The organism is Jannaschia sp. M317 (assembly GCF_025141175.1).
GTDB lineage: Bacteria > Pseudomonadota > Alphaproteobacteria > Rhodobacterales > Rhodobacteraceae > Jannaschia.
On record NZ_CP081155.1, the window covers coordinates 1,126,307 to 1,141,315 of the forward strand.

General features: G+C 66.1%; 16 protein-coding genes. 12 read left to right on the forward strand and 4 right to left on the reverse strand.

Features of this window, described 5'->3' with window-relative positions:
- Nucleotides 1-124: 124 nt before the first annotated feature.
- The 3 genes from dprA to tldD all read right to left on the reverse strand — a co-directional run bounded on the left by dprA (nucleotide 125) and on the right by tldD (nucleotide 3,237).
- Nucleotides 125-1,204 (reverse strand): DNA-processing protein DprA, encoded by a 1,080-nt coding sequence (dprA, locus tag K3551_RS05920; protein ID WP_259919495.1) that lies wholly within the window; start codon nucleotides 1,202-1,204, stop codon nucleotides 125-127.
- A gap of 127 nt (nucleotides 1,205-1,331) precedes the next feature.
- Complete coding sequence (locus K3551_RS05925) at nucleotides 1,332-1,805, reverse strand: hypothetical protein (RefSeq protein ID WP_259918488.1); 474 nt, start codon at nucleotides 1,803-1,805, stop codon at nucleotides 1,332-1,334.
- Nucleotides 1,806-1,815: 10 nt separating this feature from the next.
- Nucleotides 1,816-3,237 (reverse strand): metalloprotease TldD, encoded by a 1,422-nt coding sequence (tldD, locus tag K3551_RS05930; protein WP_259918489.1) that lies wholly within the window; start codon nucleotides 3,235-3,237, stop codon nucleotides 1,816-1,818.
- A gap of 936 nt (nucleotides 3,238-4,173) precedes the next feature.
- Between tldD and coxB the strand changes: the two genes are divergently transcribed.
- From coxB to K3551_RS05990, 12 genes are all read left to right on the forward strand, one after another.
- Complete coding sequence (gene coxB / locus K3551_RS05935; RefSeq protein WP_259918491.1) at nucleotides 4,174-5,040, forward strand: cytochrome c oxidase subunit II; 867 nt, start codon at nucleotides 4,174-4,176, stop codon at nucleotides 5,038-5,040.
- Nucleotides 5,041-5,044: 4 nt separating this feature from the next.
- Nucleotides 5,045-5,983, forward strand: coding sequence for a heme o synthase (gene cyoE / locus K3551_RS05940; protein ID WP_259918493.1), 939 nt, complete (start codon nucleotides 5,045-5,047; stop codon nucleotides 5,981-5,983).
- Entirely contained in the window at nucleotides 5,984-6,178 is a 195-nt protein-coding gene (locus tag K3551_RS05945; protein ID WP_259918494.1) for a hypothetical protein, read from the forward strand.
- A 44-nt stretch (nucleotides 6,179-6,222) separates the two neighbouring features.
- Nucleotides 6,223-6,765 (forward strand): cytochrome c oxidase assembly protein, encoded by a 543-nt coding sequence (locus K3551_RS05950; RefSeq protein ID WP_259919497.1) that lies wholly within the window; start codon nucleotides 6,223-6,225, stop codon nucleotides 6,763-6,765.
- Nucleotides 6,766-6,776: 11 nt separating this feature from the next.
- Nucleotides 6,777-7,577: a cytochrome c oxidase subunit 3 gene (locus K3551_RS05955; protein ID WP_259918495.1), complete on the forward strand. Its 801-nt coding sequence runs from the start codon at nucleotides 6,777-6,779 to the stop codon at nucleotides 7,575-7,577.
- A 92-nt stretch (nucleotides 7,578-7,669) separates the two neighbouring features.
- Nucleotides 7,670-8,326 (forward strand): SURF1 family protein, encoded by a 657-nt coding sequence (locus K3551_RS05960; RefSeq protein ID WP_259918497.1) that lies wholly within the window; start codon nucleotides 7,670-7,672, stop codon nucleotides 8,324-8,326.
- Nucleotides 8,327-8,337: 11 nt separating this feature from the next.
- On the forward strand, nucleotides 8,338-9,723 hold the full coding sequence (gene thrC, locus K3551_RS05965; RefSeq protein WP_259918499.1) for a threonine synthase: 1,386 nt from the start codon (nucleotides 8,338-8,340) through the stop codon (nucleotides 9,721-9,723).
- Nucleotides 9,720-10,979 (forward strand): pitrilysin family protein, encoded by a 1,260-nt coding sequence (locus K3551_RS05970; protein ID WP_259918501.1) that lies wholly within the window; start codon nucleotides 9,720-9,722, stop codon nucleotides 10,977-10,979. Before thrC ends, K3551_RS05970 begins: the two co-directional genes overlap by 4 nt.
- Nucleotides 10,979-11,554, forward strand: coding sequence for a GNAT family N-acetyltransferase (locus K3551_RS05975; protein ID WP_259919498.1), 576 nt, complete (start codon nucleotides 10,979-10,981; stop codon nucleotides 11,552-11,554). Before K3551_RS05970 ends, K3551_RS05975 begins: the two co-directional genes overlap by 1 nt.
- 58 nt (nucleotides 11,555-11,612) lie before the next feature.
- The gene (locus K3551_RS05980) at nucleotides 11,613-11,996 is read left to right on the forward strand and encodes an STAS/SEC14 domain-containing protein (RefSeq protein WP_259918503.1); all 384 of its coding nucleotides are present in this window, start codon (nucleotides 11,613-11,615) and stop codon (nucleotides 11,994-11,996) included.
- A gap of 89 nt (nucleotides 11,997-12,085) precedes the next feature.
- Nucleotides 12,086-12,907, forward strand: a complete 822-nt coding sequence (locus tag K3551_RS05985) for an MBL fold metallo-hydrolase (RefSeq protein ID WP_259918505.1) — start codon at nucleotides 12,086-12,088, stop codon at nucleotides 12,905-12,907.
- Entirely contained in the window at nucleotides 12,904-14,319 is a 1,416-nt protein-coding gene (locus K3551_RS05990) for an FAD-binding oxidoreductase (RefSeq protein WP_259918507.1), read from the forward strand. Before K3551_RS05985 ends, K3551_RS05990 begins: the two co-directional genes overlap by 4 nt.
- A gap of 152 nt (nucleotides 14,320-14,471) precedes the next feature.
- Here the strand turns inward: K3551_RS05990 and K3551_RS05995 are convergent, their stop codons facing one another.
- A complete protein-coding gene (locus tag K3551_RS05995; RefSeq protein WP_259918509.1) occupies nucleotides 14,472-15,008 on the reverse strand; it encodes an adenine phosphoribosyltransferase in 537 nt (178 codons plus the stop codon).
- Nucleotide 15,009: the final 1 nt, after the last annotated feature.

A 15,009-nucleotide genomic window follows, 5' to 3' on the forward strand; every position in this document is an offset into this window, starting at 1 on the left:
CTGCGCGGCCCGTCCGGCAGATCCGAACGGGGCTTTGGGGGCCGCGCGGGCGGTCCGGTGTCAGGCTGTGCGCGCGGTCCGCACGCCGCGCCGGGCCGGTCCTTTCAGGGGGCGACCATCCGGGTCAGACCCGGACGAGACCACCGCCCGGTCGGCGGGCAATCGACCCCGACAGTTCCAGCTCCGAGAGTTCGGCGGCAAGGTGCGGTGCGGGGACGGGCCGGTCCTGCGACAGGTCGCGCAGCAACTGGTCCTCTCCGACGGGGACAGGGGACAGCAGGGTCAGGATCCGTTCGCGCAGGTCCGTGGTGTCCGCCTCGGGCTGCATGGACGGGGCAGGGGGCGTCAGCGCGACCTCAGGAGGAGGGGTCAGGCGGTCCAGCACCTCCAGCACGTCCTCGGCCCCGCGCACCAGGGTCGCGCCATCGCGCAACAGCATGTTGCAGCCCGAGGCGCGCCCGTCCAGCGGATGTCCGGGAACCGCCAGAACCTCCCGCCCCTGGTCGAGGGCATCTCGCGCGGTGATCATGGAGCCGGAGCGGGCCGCCGCCTCGACCACGACGACGGCCTGCGCCAGGCCGGATACGATCCGGTTGCGGCGCGGAAAATCGCGGGCCTGCGGGGACAGGCCAAAGGGGCGTTCGGACAGGGCGCAGCCCTGGGTCGCGATCTGCGTGCCCAGATCGGCATTTTCGGCCGGATAGATGCAATCCAGCCCGCCCGCGTGAACCGCAATGGTGCCCCCGTCCAGTGCGGCGCTGTGTGCGACCGTGTCGACACCACGCGCCAGGCCCGAAACGACGACAATCCCGGCCTCTGTCAGGTCACGCGACAGGGCACGGGTCATGCGCAGGGCCAGGCTGGACGCGTTGCGCGTGCCCACGATGGCCACGCAGCGCCGCTGCGCCAGCGTGGTGCGCCCCTGCGCCCAAAGCACGGCGGGCGCGTCCCCCACTTCGCCCAGGCGGCTGGGGTAGCCAGGGCCACCCAGCGTCAGCAGCTTGGCGTCGGCCTTGCGGGCGGCGCGGATTTCGCGGCGGATGTCGTCCTCGTTGGCGGGTCGGTATTTCGCGTCGCCTGCCTGCGCCGCCACCTCGGGCAGGGCGGCCAGCGCGCGCGTGGCGTCGCCATGTTCCGCGATCAGCCGCCGGAAGGTCGCGGGGCCGACCCGGCGGGACCGGGCGAGGCGCAGGCGGGCGAACATTTCTTCCTGCGAGGGGGGCGCGTCGAACAGGGGCAAGGGTGCCTCGGCCCAGCCGTCGGCGACGCGGATCAGTTCGGGAATCGCATACTCCATACGGGGATGGTCGCCGCAGGGGGTTGAGGAATGGTTAACGGGACCGCGACCACCAGCCATCGTCTGGGCGGAACATCTCGACCACCAGGCGAAAGTGCAGGGCATATACTATGCCGATCCCCGCGCCCACGATGACAAGCGCATCCAACTGACGGGCCAGCATCAACGTCAGCAGCGCGCCGTTCCCAAGGCCCAGCCCCGCAATCAACAGCCAGCCGGACACCCCACCAGCCAGCAAGATCGCGCCTAGCACGAGACCGGGCAGCATCGCCATCCAGGCCAGAAAGACGGACACCGCCAGCAACGCACCGGCAGAGCAGAGGGGGGGGACCCAGGCTATCTTGCCGCAGGTCAGGATGCTCAGGACGACCCCGAACAGTGGGATGAGGATCAGGGTCAGGACAGCCGCGCCCAGCAGGACACCGGGGTTGAAGGTCACCGGATCCGCCCGGACCGGGTGGGCAAAGGTCCGGGCGAAGACGGCCCGCAGGCCGGTGTCGGCGGGCACATCGACGGCGTCAGGCCGCGGAGCCGCCCACGGTCAGCCCGCCGATCAGAAGGGTCGGTTGCCCCACGCCTACGGGCACCCATTGCCCCTGCTTGCCGCAATTGCCCATGCCCGGATCCAGCGCCATGTCGTTGCCGATGGCGCGGATATTGGTCAGCGCGGTCGCCCCGTCGCCGATCAGGGTCGCGCCCTTGACCGGTTCGCCCACGACGCCGCCCCGCACGCGGTAGGCCTCGGTGCAGGAAAAGACGAACTTGCCGTTGGTGATATCCACCTGACCGCCGCCGAAGCCCACGGCATAGATGCCGTCCTTGACGTCGGCCACGATGTCGCCCGGCGCGGTGTCGCCGCCCAGCATGTAGGTGTTGGTCATCCGCGTCATGGGCGCATGAGCATAGCTTTCGCGGCGCCCGTTGCCGGTGGGGGCCACGCCCATCAGCCGCGCCGATTGCCGGTCCTGCATGTAGCCAACCAGAATGCCATCCTCGATCAGGGGCGTGCGGTTCGATGGCGTGCCTTCGTCGTCCACGGTGATCGACCCGCGCCGGTCCGGGATGGTGCCGTCGTCCAGCACCGTCACCCCGGCCGAGGCGACGCGTTGGCCCATCAGGCCCGCAAAGGCAGACTGCCCCTTGCGGTTGAAATCACCCTCCAACCCATGTCCGACGGCTTCGTGCAGCAGGATACCGGGCCAGCCGTTGCCAAGCGCCACGTCCATCACGCCTGCGGGGGCGGGGACTGCGGACAGGTTGACCACGGCGATGCGCAGCGCCTCGCGCGCGACGGATTGCCAGTGATCGGAGGTCATCAGGCTGGTCAGGCCGATCCGCCCGCCACCGCCCGCGCCGCCCGATTCGCGGCGGCCGTTTTCTTCGACGATGACGGATATGTTCAGGCGCACCATCGGACGGGTGTCCGCGACCGACACCCCATCGGCGCGCAGGATCTCTACCTCCTGCAGAGAGGCCGCCATCGACGCGCTGACCTGCACGACGCGCGGATCCAGCGCGCGGGCAAAGGCGTCGATCTCCCGCAGGGTGTCGAGCTTGACCGAAAAGGCCTGTCCGGCAATGGGATCGTCGTCGGTATAGAGTTTGCGATTGGTCCGCACGGGCGCATCCGCCAAGGTGCCGCCGCCGTCGCCCACGGCCAGGCGCGCGGTCTCGGCGGCGCGGCGCAGGGCCTGTTCGCTGACCTCGGTGGAATGGGCATAGCCCGCCGTCTCACCACGCACAGCGCGCAGGCCGAACCCCTCGGAGGCGTCGTAGCTGGCCGTCTTCACCCGCCCGTCGTCGAACACCACAACCTCGGAGCGGCGGCGTTCGAGAAACAGTTCTCCGTCGTCGGCCCCGTTCAGCGTCTCGCGCAGGACGGCCAGTGCGGTTTCGCGGTCGAGGTCGGTCTCGAAGGGGCGGAAGGGGGCGTCGGTCATGGCAAGCTCCGGGGAAGGCGGCGTTGCCTGTCAGATAGGGTATTCAGTGGCCGGACCCTAGGGGGCTGCGGCCAAGTCGGGTGTTTTCCTGTCTTCAGCAGGCCGCGCGGCCGCCGCCGGGCCGTCTGGCGTCTGCGATTCGCCGCAATCGGGCCCCCGGTATTCCGTCGTTCGTGCCGCCGGTGGTGCCTTGCGGCGAAGGCGGGGTTCACGCGGATCTGTTTGGGGTTCGATAACAGGCGCGCGAGGACTTGTCGGCGAGAGCTGTGAAAATTTCGGATCCTTTCGAATGTCACGCCAATAGCCTGCTTCAACCGTGCCGAAAGGGACGTGTCCCGCGCCACGGCGGTCCACGCGTCTGCAAGGATTCATACGTCGGCATGATCCCTGTCGCCCGTCAGTTCAACGTTGGAAAACATGCCCTTCCGACGCATCTGACCGGTGTGCGCCTTGCCTGGGCAACCCCCGCTCCCTTTGTTCGCAGACATCATGGTGCCGCAGCTCTGAAGTTTCGATGTGCAGGTGCCCGAGATAAAGGGGCTTGGGGTTCAACGCGTTCACGATACGCCGTCGAGCCGGGGCAAGCCGTCCTCCACGTTGGGGCGTGGATCGGCGCAATCACCCGTTCAGCCGGCGTTTGACGGGGTGATTGCCCTTGTCCCGTGGCGGTGACGGCGGCCACTTGCCTGTGTTCCGGTCGAACACGCAGCATGGCCGCCGGATTCTGTGGACCCGATCCATCGGACCGGACGGACACGGCACCGGGTCCCCGCCCCGCGCCGCCCGCCCTGCGGGGCGACAGGGTGCCACAGATCGTGTCCGGCCCCTTGCGCAAATGGTTCCGGTTATGGTCTTAGCGGGCGGAGACTCAACGGGGGGCCCTCGGCCCAGAGGCCCGACCGGACCGGAGCCGCCCCGCCAGACAGGATGACCGATATGAAGATGTCCCGATTCACCAAAGCGCTCGCGGTGGCCACCACGGCCCTCGCCGCGCTGCCGGCCCGCGCCCAGGATCTGTTCGGAGAGCTGCCGATCATCGGCACGCCGCAGCCCGGCGGCATGAGCTTTCAGCCCGCTGCGACCTCGCTGGCCGAAGAGATCCACTGGCTCGATGGGTTCCTGCTGGTGATCATCACCATCATCGCGCTGTTCGTGACCGGCCTGCTGGCCTGGGTCGTTCTGCGGTTCAACAAGAAGTCCAATCCGAACCCCGCGACGTTCACGCACAACTCTCCGCTGGAGGTCACCTGGACCGTCGTTCCGATTCTGATCCTGGTGGCGATCGGTGCGTTTTCCCTGCCGGTCCTGTTCGATCAGCAGCGCATCCCCAAGGGCGACGTGGTCGTCAAGGTGACCGGCTACCAGTGGTTCTGGGGCTATGAGTATCCCGAAGAGGGGATCGAGGAGTTCTCTTCCTACATGATCGGCACCGGCGATCACGTCCTGAACGAAGAGGTCAGCGCCCAGCTGATGGAGGCCGGTTACAGCGACGAGCATTTCCGCCTGGCCACCGACACCTCTGTCGTCGTGCCCGTGGGCAAGACCGTCGTGATGCAGGTCACCGCAGGCGACGTCATCCATTCCTGGACGATCCCGGCCTTTGGCGTGAAGCAGGACGGCATTCCGGGCCGCCTGGCTCAGCTGTGGTTCCAGGCCGATCAGGAAGGCATCTATTTCGGACAATGCTCCGAGCTGTGCGGCCAGGCCCATGCCTACATGCCGATCACCGTCAAGGTCGTCTCCGAAGAGGCCTATGCGGCTTGGGTCGAGGCCATGAAGGCCGGCGAGCTGGAGACCTGGTGATCCGTTGACCGACGCATCGCTTCATATCCCTGCCGATGGGCCTGTCTCTGACGAGGCGGGCCTGCGCGACTACTGGCAGCTGCTCAAGCCGCGCCTGATGTCGTTGTCGGTGTTCACCGCGTTGGTCGGCCTGTTGGTGGCACCGGGCGGCGTGCATCCGTTCCTGGGGGCGACGTCGATCCTGTGGATCGCGCTCGGGGCCGGGGCATCGGGGGCGCTGAACATGTGGTTCGACGCCGACATCGACCGGGTGATGAAGCGGACACGCAAACGCCCGATCCCTTCGGGGCGGGTCGCACCGGGCGATGCCCTGGCACTGGGCTTGTTCCTGTCGGGCGTGTCGGTCGTGATGCTGGGGCTGACGGCCAACTGGGTCGCGGCCTTCTGGTTGGGGTTCACCATCTTTTTCTACGCGGTCATCTATTCGATGTGGCTGAAGCGGACGACATCCTGGAACACGGTGATCGGTGGTCTGGCGGGGGCGTTTCCCCCGATGATCGGCTGGGCGGCCGCGACAGGTGGCACGCCGCTGGAGGCCTGGCTGCTGGTTGCGTTGATCTTCATGTGGACGCCGCCGCATTTCTGGGCGCTCGCTCTGTTCGTGAAACTGGACTACCACGCGGCCCGCATTCCGATGCTGACCGTGACCCACGGCCGCGAAGAAACCCGCAAACAGGCGCTGATCTACGCCGTTGGCTTGGCCATCGTGTCGATCTTCACCGCCTTCACCGCGATCGGCGGGCCGCTGACGCTGGCCGTTGCGGTGGTGTTGAATGCGGTGTTCCTCAAGGGGGCCTGGGACATGTGGCGCAGGACGGATGCCGACAGCGAGGCCGACAATCACGCGGTGGAAAAGGGGCTGTTCAAATGGTCTCTGGTCTATCTCTTTGCGCATTTCTCGGTTTTCGTGGCCGAGGCGGCGCTGCCGTTCGGAGGTTGGTGAATGCATCAGGATCATGAACTTCACACCCGCCGCAGGGGCCGGAACTTCGGCGTTCTGGGCGTCTTGCTGGCCTTTATCGTGATCGTGTTCGGCGTGACCGTGGCCAAGGTTCAGACCGGCGGCTTTTCCGAAGGGTTCGACCACGTGGCACGGCCCGCGTTGATCCCCGGCCAGACCGAGGGGGGCGACCAATGAGACGTTGGTGGCGCAACCTGACGGATAATGGCCGGGTCATCGCGATGACCGGCGCGACCGTGATCGGCATGGGGTCGCTGGGCTGGGCGGCGGTTCCGCTTTATGATCTGTTCTGTCGGGTGACCGGGTATGGCGGCACCACATCCCAGGCGGATGCAGGATCCGACATCGTCCTGGATCAGACCGTTCTGGTCCGGTTCGACGCTTCGCGGGAACGCGGGATGCCCTGGACCTTCAAGCCGGTCGTCCCCTCGATGGAGGTGCGCATCGGCGCGACGAGCCTGGCCTTCTACGAGGCCCACAACCCGACCGACAAACCGGTCGCCGGAACCGCCAGTTTCAACGTGGCCCCCTATGCCGCCGGCCCACATTTCGTAAAGATCGACTGCTTCTGCTTCGAAGAACAGATCCTGCAGCCCGGCGAAACCGTTTCGATGCCCGTCACCTTCTTCGTCGACCCGGAGATCGTCGACGACCCGGAGGCCAAGGGCATCCCCGAAATCACCCTGTCCTACACATTTCATGTAATGGACTTGCCCGAAGACTACGCCGCGTTGCAAACCGACGCGCTGACGACGACCAACTGAGAGGCACGAAGATGGCCCACGCCAAGAACCACGACTACCACATCCTCCCGCCCTCGATCTGGCCGTTCATCGGCGCGGTTGCTGGCTTCTTCATGCTGATCGGCGCGGTGCTGTGGATGAAGGGATCCGGCCCCTGGCTTTTCGCCGCCGGTTTCGTCGGCGTGCTGGGCGTGATGTTCGCCTGGTGGTCGGACGTCGTGCGCGAATCGAACGTAGGCGATCACACGCCGGTCGTTCGCATCGGCCTGCGCTATGGATTCATCTTCTTCATCATGTCCGAGGTCATGTTCTTCGCGGCCTGGTTCTGGTCGTTCTTCAAGCATGCCATCTATCCGATGGGCCCGCTCAGCCCCGGTGTTGACGGCGTCTGGCCGCCCGTGGGGATCGAGACCTTCGACCCTTGGCACCTGCCTCTGATCAATACGCTGATCCTGCTGTGCTCGGGGGCCGCCGCGACCTGGGCGCACCACGCTCTGGTGCACGAAAACAACCGCCAGGACATGAAGTGGGGCCTGATCCTCGCCGTGGCCCTGGGCGTCTTGTTCACGGCGTTCCAGATCTATGAATACAGCCACGCGGCCTTTGGCTTCTCCGGCAATATCTATGGTGCCAACTTCTTCATGGCGACGGGTTTCCACGGGGTCCACGTCTTCATCGGGACGATCTTCCTGCTGGTTTGCCTGTTCCGCCTGCAGGCCGGTCACTTCACCCCCGAAAAGCACATCGGCTTCGAGGCGGCTGCCTGGTACTGGCACTTCGTCGACGTCGTGTGGCTGTTCCTGTTCGCCGCCATCTACGTCTGGGGCGGCTGACGGCGTCAATCTTTTCGAAAAGATTGACCAAATCCTTCGAAGGATTTGGACGGCGCGGGCTTCCCGCGCCGTTCCCTGTTTGAAAGACCCCGATGCGTTTCCTCGTCCCTTTTCTTTTCGGTCTGACCGGTTTTGCCGTGCTGGTCGCTTTGGGCGTCTGGCAGTTGCAGCGTCTTGACTGGAAAGAGGGTGTCATCGCGCAGATCGAGGCGCGGATCACTGCCGCGCCCGTCGATCTGCCGCCGACCCCTGACCAGTCCGCTGACAATTTCCTGCCTGTCCGCCTGGACGCCCGCGTCACAGGGGCCCCGTTGCGCGTCCTGGGTGCCTGGCGAGGCGGGTCCGGCTATCGGATCGTGGCACCGGTCGAGACGGGGGGGCGGCGCGTGCTGGTGGATTTCGGTCTGGTCCCGCTCTCGGCTTCGGAGACCACGCTGGCGCCGGGCCCCTACGCGATCATCGGGAACCTGTCCTGGCCAGACGACGTCACATCCGCCACGCCCGACCCCGAGGGCAGCACCTGGTTCGGGCGCGACGTGTCTGCCATGGCGGACACGCTGGGCACGGATCCGCTGATGGTGGTTGCCCGCACGGTTACCCCCTCCGCCGGGCCGCAGCCCTTGCCCGTCGGGGTCGAGGGGATCCCGAACTCTCACCTCGGGTATGCGATCCAATGGTTCGGGCTGGCACTTGTCTGGCTGGGGATGACAGTCTTCCTGCTGTGGCGTATCAGACGCCGCACCCTCTGAGAGAGACCCGAATGCGCTATATCTCCACCCGTGGCCAGGCACCGACCCTGGGCTTTGAGGACACCATGCTGACCGGGCTGGCCCGCGACGGTGGCCTTTATGTGCCCGAGACCATGCCGGTTCTGTCCCATGCGCAGATCGCAGCGTTGGCGGGCCTGCCCTACGAGGAGGTCGCGCAGCGGGTGATGTGGCCCTTCGTTTCCGAGGCCTTTGCCGAGGACGATTTCGCGGCGATGATTTCGCGCGCCTATGCGGGTTTTGGCCACGACGCCCGCGCACCGCTGGTTCAATTGGGGCCAAACCATTTCCTGCTGGAGCTTTTCCACGGGCCGACCCTGGCCTTCAAGGACTTTGCCATGCAGCTAATCGGACAGATGTTCGAACACACGCTGACCCGGCGCGGCCAGAAGGTGACCATTGTCGGTGCCACGTCGGGCGATACGGGATCGGCTGCGATCGAGGCGTTCCGTGGACTGGACGCGGTTGACGTCTTCATTCTGTATCCCCACGGCCGGGTGTCAGAGGTGCAGCGCCGACAGATGACCACGCCGACCGAGGCGAACGTGCACACCCTGGCCGTGACCGGGCATTTCGACGATTGCCAGGCGCGGGTGAAGGACATGTTCAACGATTTCGCCTTCCGTGACCGGGTTGGTCTGGCGGGTGTGAACTCGATCAATTTTGCCCGGGTACTGGCGCAGGTGGTCTATTACTTCACCGCCGCCACTGCCCTCGGTGCCCCGCACCGAGAGGTCAGTTTTACCGTGCCCACGGGCAACTTCGGCGATATCTTTGCCGGCCATATCGCCAAGCGGATGGGCCTGCCGATCAAGCAACTGGTCGTGGCGACGAACCAGAACGACATTCTTCACCGCTGTCTGAGCACCGGGGAATACCGGGTCGGGACGGTCGAGCCCTCGATCTCTCCGTCGATGGATATCCAGGTCAGCAGCAATTTCGAGCGGGCGCTGCACCTGGCCTACGGCGGGGACGGCGGGGCCATCGCGCAACTGATGGAAGAGTTGAAGGGCGGCGGCTTTACGGTCAGTCAGGGTGCGCTGCAGGCCTTGCAGGACATCTATACCTCGGGCCGCGCGTCCGAGACAGAAACGGCCGCAGCCATCACCGGGATGCTGCGACGCACGGGCGAAACCCTGTGCCCTCATACCGCCGTGGGCACCCATGTCGCCGAGGCGCATCTGGGCAGCACCCCGATGGTGACCCTGGCCACCGCTCATCCCGCCAAGTTCCCCGACGCGGTCGAGGCCGCGACCGGCACCCGCCCCGCCCTGCCGCCGCGCATGGCGGATCTGTTCGACCGGGACGAACGCATTCTTCTGGTCGACAACGACCTGGCCGCCATCGAGGCGGTGATTGACGAAAGGCGCGCAACATGAGCGTGCAGATCACGCGGTTCCCCAACGGCTTTCGTGTTGTGACCGAACACATGCCCGGCCTGCAATCCGCCAGCGTCGGCATCTGGGTTGGGGCCGGCGGGCGCCACGAGGCAAGCGAACAGAACGGCATCGCCCATTTTCTTGAACACATGGCGTTCAAGGGGACGGACCGCCGATCTGCCCTGCAGATCGCCGAAGAGATCGAGGACGTGGGCGGCTATATCAACGCTTATACCTCCCGCGAGGTGACCGCCTATTACGCCCGGGTGCTCAAGGACGATGTGCCGCTGGCCGTCGATCTGATCGCCGACATCGTGTTGAACCCTGTCTTCGACGAGCGCGAGATCGAGGTGGAGCGGGGCGTCATCCTGCAGGAAATCGGGCAGGCGATGGACACGCCCGACGACATCATATTTGACTGGCTGCAGGAAGCGGCCTATCCGGAACAGCCGATGGGCCGCACCATCCTGGGTCCGTCGGAACGGGTGTCGGCCTTTGGGCGCCGTGACCTGACGGATTTCGTGCAGCAGAATTATGGGCCCGGACAGATGATCCTGTCAGCCGCAGGGGCGGTAGATCATGACGCCATCGTGCGCCTGGCCGAATCGCTGTTCGGACATTTGCCCGCGCAGCCCCAGAAGCTGCCGGAATTGAGCCGCTACCAGGGCGGCGAGGCGCGCCATGTACGGCGTCTGGAACAGGCGCATGTCGCGCTCGGTTTCGATCAACCCGGGTACCGCGACGACGATATCTATACCGCACAGATCTTTGCCAGTGTCATGGGCGGCGGCATGTCGTCCCGTCTGTTTCAGGAGGCCCGCGAAAAGCGCGGCCTCTGCTATACGATCTTTGCCAGTGTCGGGGCCTATTCCGATACCGGGCTGCTGACCGTCTATGCCGGCACCGCCGAGGAAGACGTGGCCGGTCTGACGACGCTGACCATGGATGAGCTTCGGCGCGCCGCGGACGACATGTCCGAGGCGGAGGTGGCGCGGGCCCGGACGCAGATGAAGTCGGGGATGCTGATGGGGTTGGAATCGCCCTCGTCACGGGCGGAACGTCTGGCCCGGGTCGTGGCGATCTGGGATCGGGTGCCGCCCCTGTCCGAGGTCGTGGACCGGATCGACGCCGTCGATGCCGCCGCCGTCCGCGCCCACGCGGAGCGGTTGACGCAGGGGGCGCCGACACTGGCGCTCTATGGCCCGGTCGACAGCGCACCGGACGTGGAGACCCTGCGCAGGCGGCTCGCCGCGTGATGCTGCCCAGCTTTCGCAAGCCGAAGATCGAAACGGATCGGATGGTGCTGCGACTGCCGCAGCATGGCGATTATCGCGCCTGGGTGTCGCTGCGCGAAGGGTCCGCCCCGTTCCTGCAACCCTGGGAGCCGGAATGGGCCCCCGACCACCTGAGCCGCAAGAGCTTCACTAACCGGGTCTATTGGGCGCAACGCAGCCAGTCCCAGGGCTCTGCGCTGGCCTTGTTCCTGGCGCGCAAGGACGATGGCATGCTGATGGGGGCGATCACGCTGGACAACATCCGGCGCGGTCCGGCGCAATCGGCGACCATGGGGTATTGGATCGGACAGGCTCACGCACGGCAGGGCTATATGCACGAGGCGATCACGGCCCTGTCGTATCATGCCTTCAGGCGTCTGGACCTGAGCCGGTTGGAGGCCGCCTGTCTGGAAGAAAACGGGGCCTCCCGCGGGTTGTTGGAAAAATCCGGCTTCAAATACGAGGGCGTGGCGCAGAGCTATCTGCAGATCGCCGGGCGGTGGCGAAATCACGTGCTCTACGCGATGCTGCGGTCCGATCGGCGCGGCCGGGCCTGAGGCCGGACCCCAACCGCCCCGGCATGCGTTGCCCCTCCAACCCCAAGGAGGATCCAACATGCCCGCCCCGACCATCCGCCGCATCCCGACCGTCGACCCCGCCACCTTTGCCTTCGAGATCGAGGGCGAGGTCTCCGCCGAGGAAATGGAGACGTTGGCCAAGCAGATGAACGCAGCCTTCGATACCTATGATCAGGTCAACATGCTGCTGGTTTTCGCGCCCTACGGCGGCAGCGAGCTGGGCGCGGGGCTGGATTGGGAATCGATCCGGTCGCGGTTCCGGTCGCTGTCGCACGTCAACAAATACGCCGTCGTCGGCGCGCCCGAGGGGGCGGCGATGATGATCGAGGCGGTGGGCCGGATGATCCCGGTAGAGGCGCGGACCTTCGATCTGCCCGACATCGATGCCGCCTGGGACTTTGTCGGCACACGCCCGGCCTGAGGCGTGGCGGTCAGAGTTTTCGAAAACTCTGACCAAATCCTTCGAAGGATTTGGCTGCCGCGCTATTGTTGGGGCAGGAGGATCCGCACATGCGCCTACTGCTTGCCTGCCTGCTTTTGAGTCCGACGATCCTGTTTGCGCAGGATCGCAGGCCCAGCCATTGCATCGCCATCGCCGAGGCACCGGGTCTGGCCTATATCCAGACCGCCAGTTTCGCGGCGCCGCTGCCCGACGATTACACTGTGCGGCTGAACTACATCGACCACGCCATGTTCCTGCTGGAAACGCCGGGCGGGTTGCGCGCCGTGACCGATTTCGTGGGTTTCATCGGGGCCACGCGCCTGCCCGACGTGGTCACCATGAACCGTGCCCACATCTCCCATTGGGACCCGACGCCGGACCCGGAGATTCCCCATGTCCTGCCCGGCTGGTCGGACCGCGTGGGCGACCCGGCGAACCATCACCTGGATCTGGGCGAAATGCTCGTGCGGTCGGTGTCCACCGATATCCGATCCCGAGCCGGGGTGGGGGTGGAGCGGAACGGCAATTCCATTTTCGTGTTCGAGGTGGGGGGCCTGTGTATCGGTCACCTGGGTCATCTGCACCATGAACCGACGGCCGAACAATATGCCGCGCTTGGTCGGCTGGATGTGGTCATGGCCCCGGTCGATGGCGGGCTGACCGTGGACATCCCGACGATGATCCGGGTGCTGACGCGGCTGCGGTCCTCGCTGATCCTGCCGATGCATTGGTTCGGCGAAGGCACCTTGCAGCAATTCCTTGCCGGCATGTCTGGCGACTTCGCGGTTGAGCGTCGCGCGGAAAGCCATATTGAGGTCTCGCTCCGAACCCTGCCGTCGCAGCCGACCATCGTGGTGCTGCGCCCCTCTTATCTGACGGACCCTGAATGACCTATGCCCCCGCGACCGGCGCCTTTGCCGAGGCGCTCCGAGCTGATCTGCCGCCCGAAACCTTTCGCCCGCTGGAGCCGCGCTATACAGAAGAGCCGCGCGGGCGGTGGCAGGGGCGGGGGGGCTTGCTGGTGGCACCCGCTTCGGTGGCAGAGGTCGCGACATTGGTGCGCGCGGCGGGGCAGGCGGGGGTGCCGATCGTGCCCTATGGCGGCGGCACTGGTCTGGTCGGCGGACAAGTGGCGGGCGACCTGACGGACCCGTTGATCCTGTCGCTGGAACGGCTGAACCGGATCCGGTCGGTGGACCCGGTCGAAAATGCTCTGGTGGCCGAGGCGGGTGTGATCCTGCAGGTGGCGCAGGACGCGGCCGAGGCGGCGGATCGTCTGTTCCCGCTGAGCATCGCGTCACAGGGCAGCGCGCGGATCGGCGGGATCCTGTCGACCAATGCGGGCGGCGTGAATGTCCTGCGCTATGGCAATGCGCGTGACCTGTGCCTGGGGCTGGAGGCGGTGCTGCCGGACGGGTCGGTCCTGAACGGGTTGTCGCCGCTGCGCAAGAACAACACGGGATATGACCTGCGGCACCTGTTGATCGGGGCCGAGGGTACTCTGGGCATCATTACCGCCGCGACGCTGAAGCTGCTGCCGCGCCCTGTCAGGACCGGGGCCGCGATGCTGGCCGTCCGCGACCCGCAGGCGGCGCTGGACCTGCTGAACCTGGCGCGGGACCGGATCGGAGAGGGCGTTTCCGCCTTTGAGCTGATCGGCCGCGCCGGTCTCGACTTTCTGACCGAAACCTTGCCCGATGTGCGCCTGCCGATCGGGCACCCGGATTGGTCCGTCCTGATCGACCTGGGGCTGGGGGCTAGCGGCGACCCGGAGGGGGCGCTGACGTCGCTGTTCGAGACGGCGCATGCGCGCGGGCTGGTGACCGACGGGACCATCGCCCAGTCGGAACAACAGCGGCAGGATTTCTGGGCCGTGCGCGAAAACATCCCCGAGGCGAACCGGCGCATCGGGTCGATCAGCAGCCACGATATCTCCGTTCCGCTGGCCGCGATTCCGGCCTTCATCGCCGATGGTCCGGGGATCCTGGCGAAGATCGGGGATTTCAGGATCAACTGCTTTGGGCATGTCGGGGACGGCAACCTGCACTACAACGTTTTCCCGCAATCGGGCCGCAGCCGCGCGGATCATGAAGACCAGCGCGAGGCGATCAAGTCCGCCGTGCACGACCTGACCCATTCCCACGGCGGATCGGTCAGCGCGGAACATGGGGTCGGGCGGCTGAAAGTCGGTGATCTGGAACGCTATGTGGATCCGACCAAACTGCTGGCGATGCGGGCGATCAAGGGGGCGCTGGATCCACGGGGCATCATGAACCCCGGCGTCATGTTGCGCGCCAGGTAACCTGTCGCGGGCGTGCCCCTGAACGGGGTGCGCCCTGCCGGGGGAGGCAGGGCGCGGGGGGGAATGGGTGGCTGTCTGCTTGCGCCACGCCTTACCCTTGCACCCGAAGTGTTACCAAAGTGTTTACGCGGGGCGGCGCGTGCGAAAATTTCTCACGCGCCCTCGAAATCGCAGATCGTATGGATCTGCATGCCCATGTCTTCCAGCACCTTCCGGCCGCCCAGCTCTGGCAGGTCGACGACGAAGGCACAGCCGACGATATCGCAGCCCAGCCGTTCCAGAAGGGAAATCCCCGCCCGCGCGGTGCCGCCGGTCGCCAGAAGATCGTCGACCAGCAGAACCCGAGACCCGGCGGGCAGGGCGTCGCGGTGGATTTCGACCGTGGCGGTGCCGTATTCCAGCGCGTAATCCTGGCTGAACGTCTCTCCGGGCAGTTTGCCCTTTTTACGGATCGGAACGAAGCCGGTGCCCAGCTGATGCGCGATGGCTCCGCCCAGGATAAAGCCCCGCGCCTCCAGGCCCGCGACAGCGTCGATTGGCTCGCCGGCCCAGGGGGCCAGCAGCTGATCCACGCACAGCCGCATGCCCCGCGCATCGGCAAACAAGGTGGTCACGTCTCGGAACATGATCCCTTCGTGAGGGAAATCGGGAATGGTACGGATATAGTCGCGGACCGTCTTGCGCTGCATG

Excerpts from the sequence above, each read along its gene's own strand:
- thrC (WP_259918499.1), top strand. The coding sequence starts at position 8,338 with ATGCGCTATATCTCCACCCGTGGCCAGGCACCGACCCTGGGCTTTGAG.
- K3551_RS05980 (WP_259918503.1), top strand. The coding sequence starts at position 11,613 with ATGCCCGCCCCGACCATCCGCCGCATCCCGACCGTCGACCCCGCCACC.
- K3551_RS05975 (WP_259919498.1), top strand. The coding sequence starts at position 10,979 with ATGCTGCCCAGCTTTCGCAAGCCGAAGATCGAAACGGATCGGATGGTG.
- K3551_RS05995 (WP_259918509.1), bottom strand. The coding sequence starts at position 15,008 with ATGCAGCGCAAGACGGTCCGCGACTATATCCGTACCATTCCCGATTTC.
- K3551_RS05970 (WP_259918501.1), top strand. The coding sequence starts at position 9,720 with ATGAGCGTGCAGATCACGCGGTTCCCCAACGGCTTTCGTGTTGTGACC.
- K3551_RS05945 (WP_259918494.1), top strand. The coding sequence starts at position 5,984 with ATGCATCAGGATCATGAACTTCACACCCGCCGCAGGGGCCGGAACTTC.
- K3551_RS05990 (WP_259918507.1), top strand. The coding sequence starts at position 12,904 with ATGACCTATGCCCCCGCGACCGGCGCCTTTGCCGAGGCGCTCCGAGCT.
- coxB (WP_259918491.1), top strand. The coding sequence starts at position 4,174 with ATGAAGATGTCCCGATTCACCAAAGCGCTCGCGGTGGCCACCACGGCC.
- K3551_RS05960 (WP_259918497.1), top strand. The coding sequence starts at position 7,670 with ATGCGTTTCCTCGTCCCTTTTCTTTTCGGTCTGACCGGTTTTGCCGTG.
- K3551_RS05955 (WP_259918495.1), top strand. The coding sequence starts at position 6,777 with ATGGCCCACGCCAAGAACCACGACTACCACATCCTCCCGCCCTCGATC.
- K3551_RS05950 (WP_259919497.1), top strand. The coding sequence starts at position 6,223 with ATGACCGGCGCGACCGTGATCGGCATGGGGTCGCTGGGCTGGGCGGCG.
- dprA (WP_259919495.1), bottom strand. The coding sequence starts at position 1,204 with ATGTTCGCCCGCCTGCGCCTCGCCCGGTCCCGCCGGGTCGGCCCCGCG.
- K3551_RS05985 (WP_259918505.1), top strand. The coding sequence starts at position 12,086 with ATGCGCCTACTGCTTGCCTGCCTGCTTTTGAGTCCGACGATCCTGTTT.
- tldD (WP_259918489.1), bottom strand. The coding sequence starts at position 3,237 with ATGACCGACGCCCCCTTCCGCCCCTTCGAGACCGACCTCGACCGCGAA.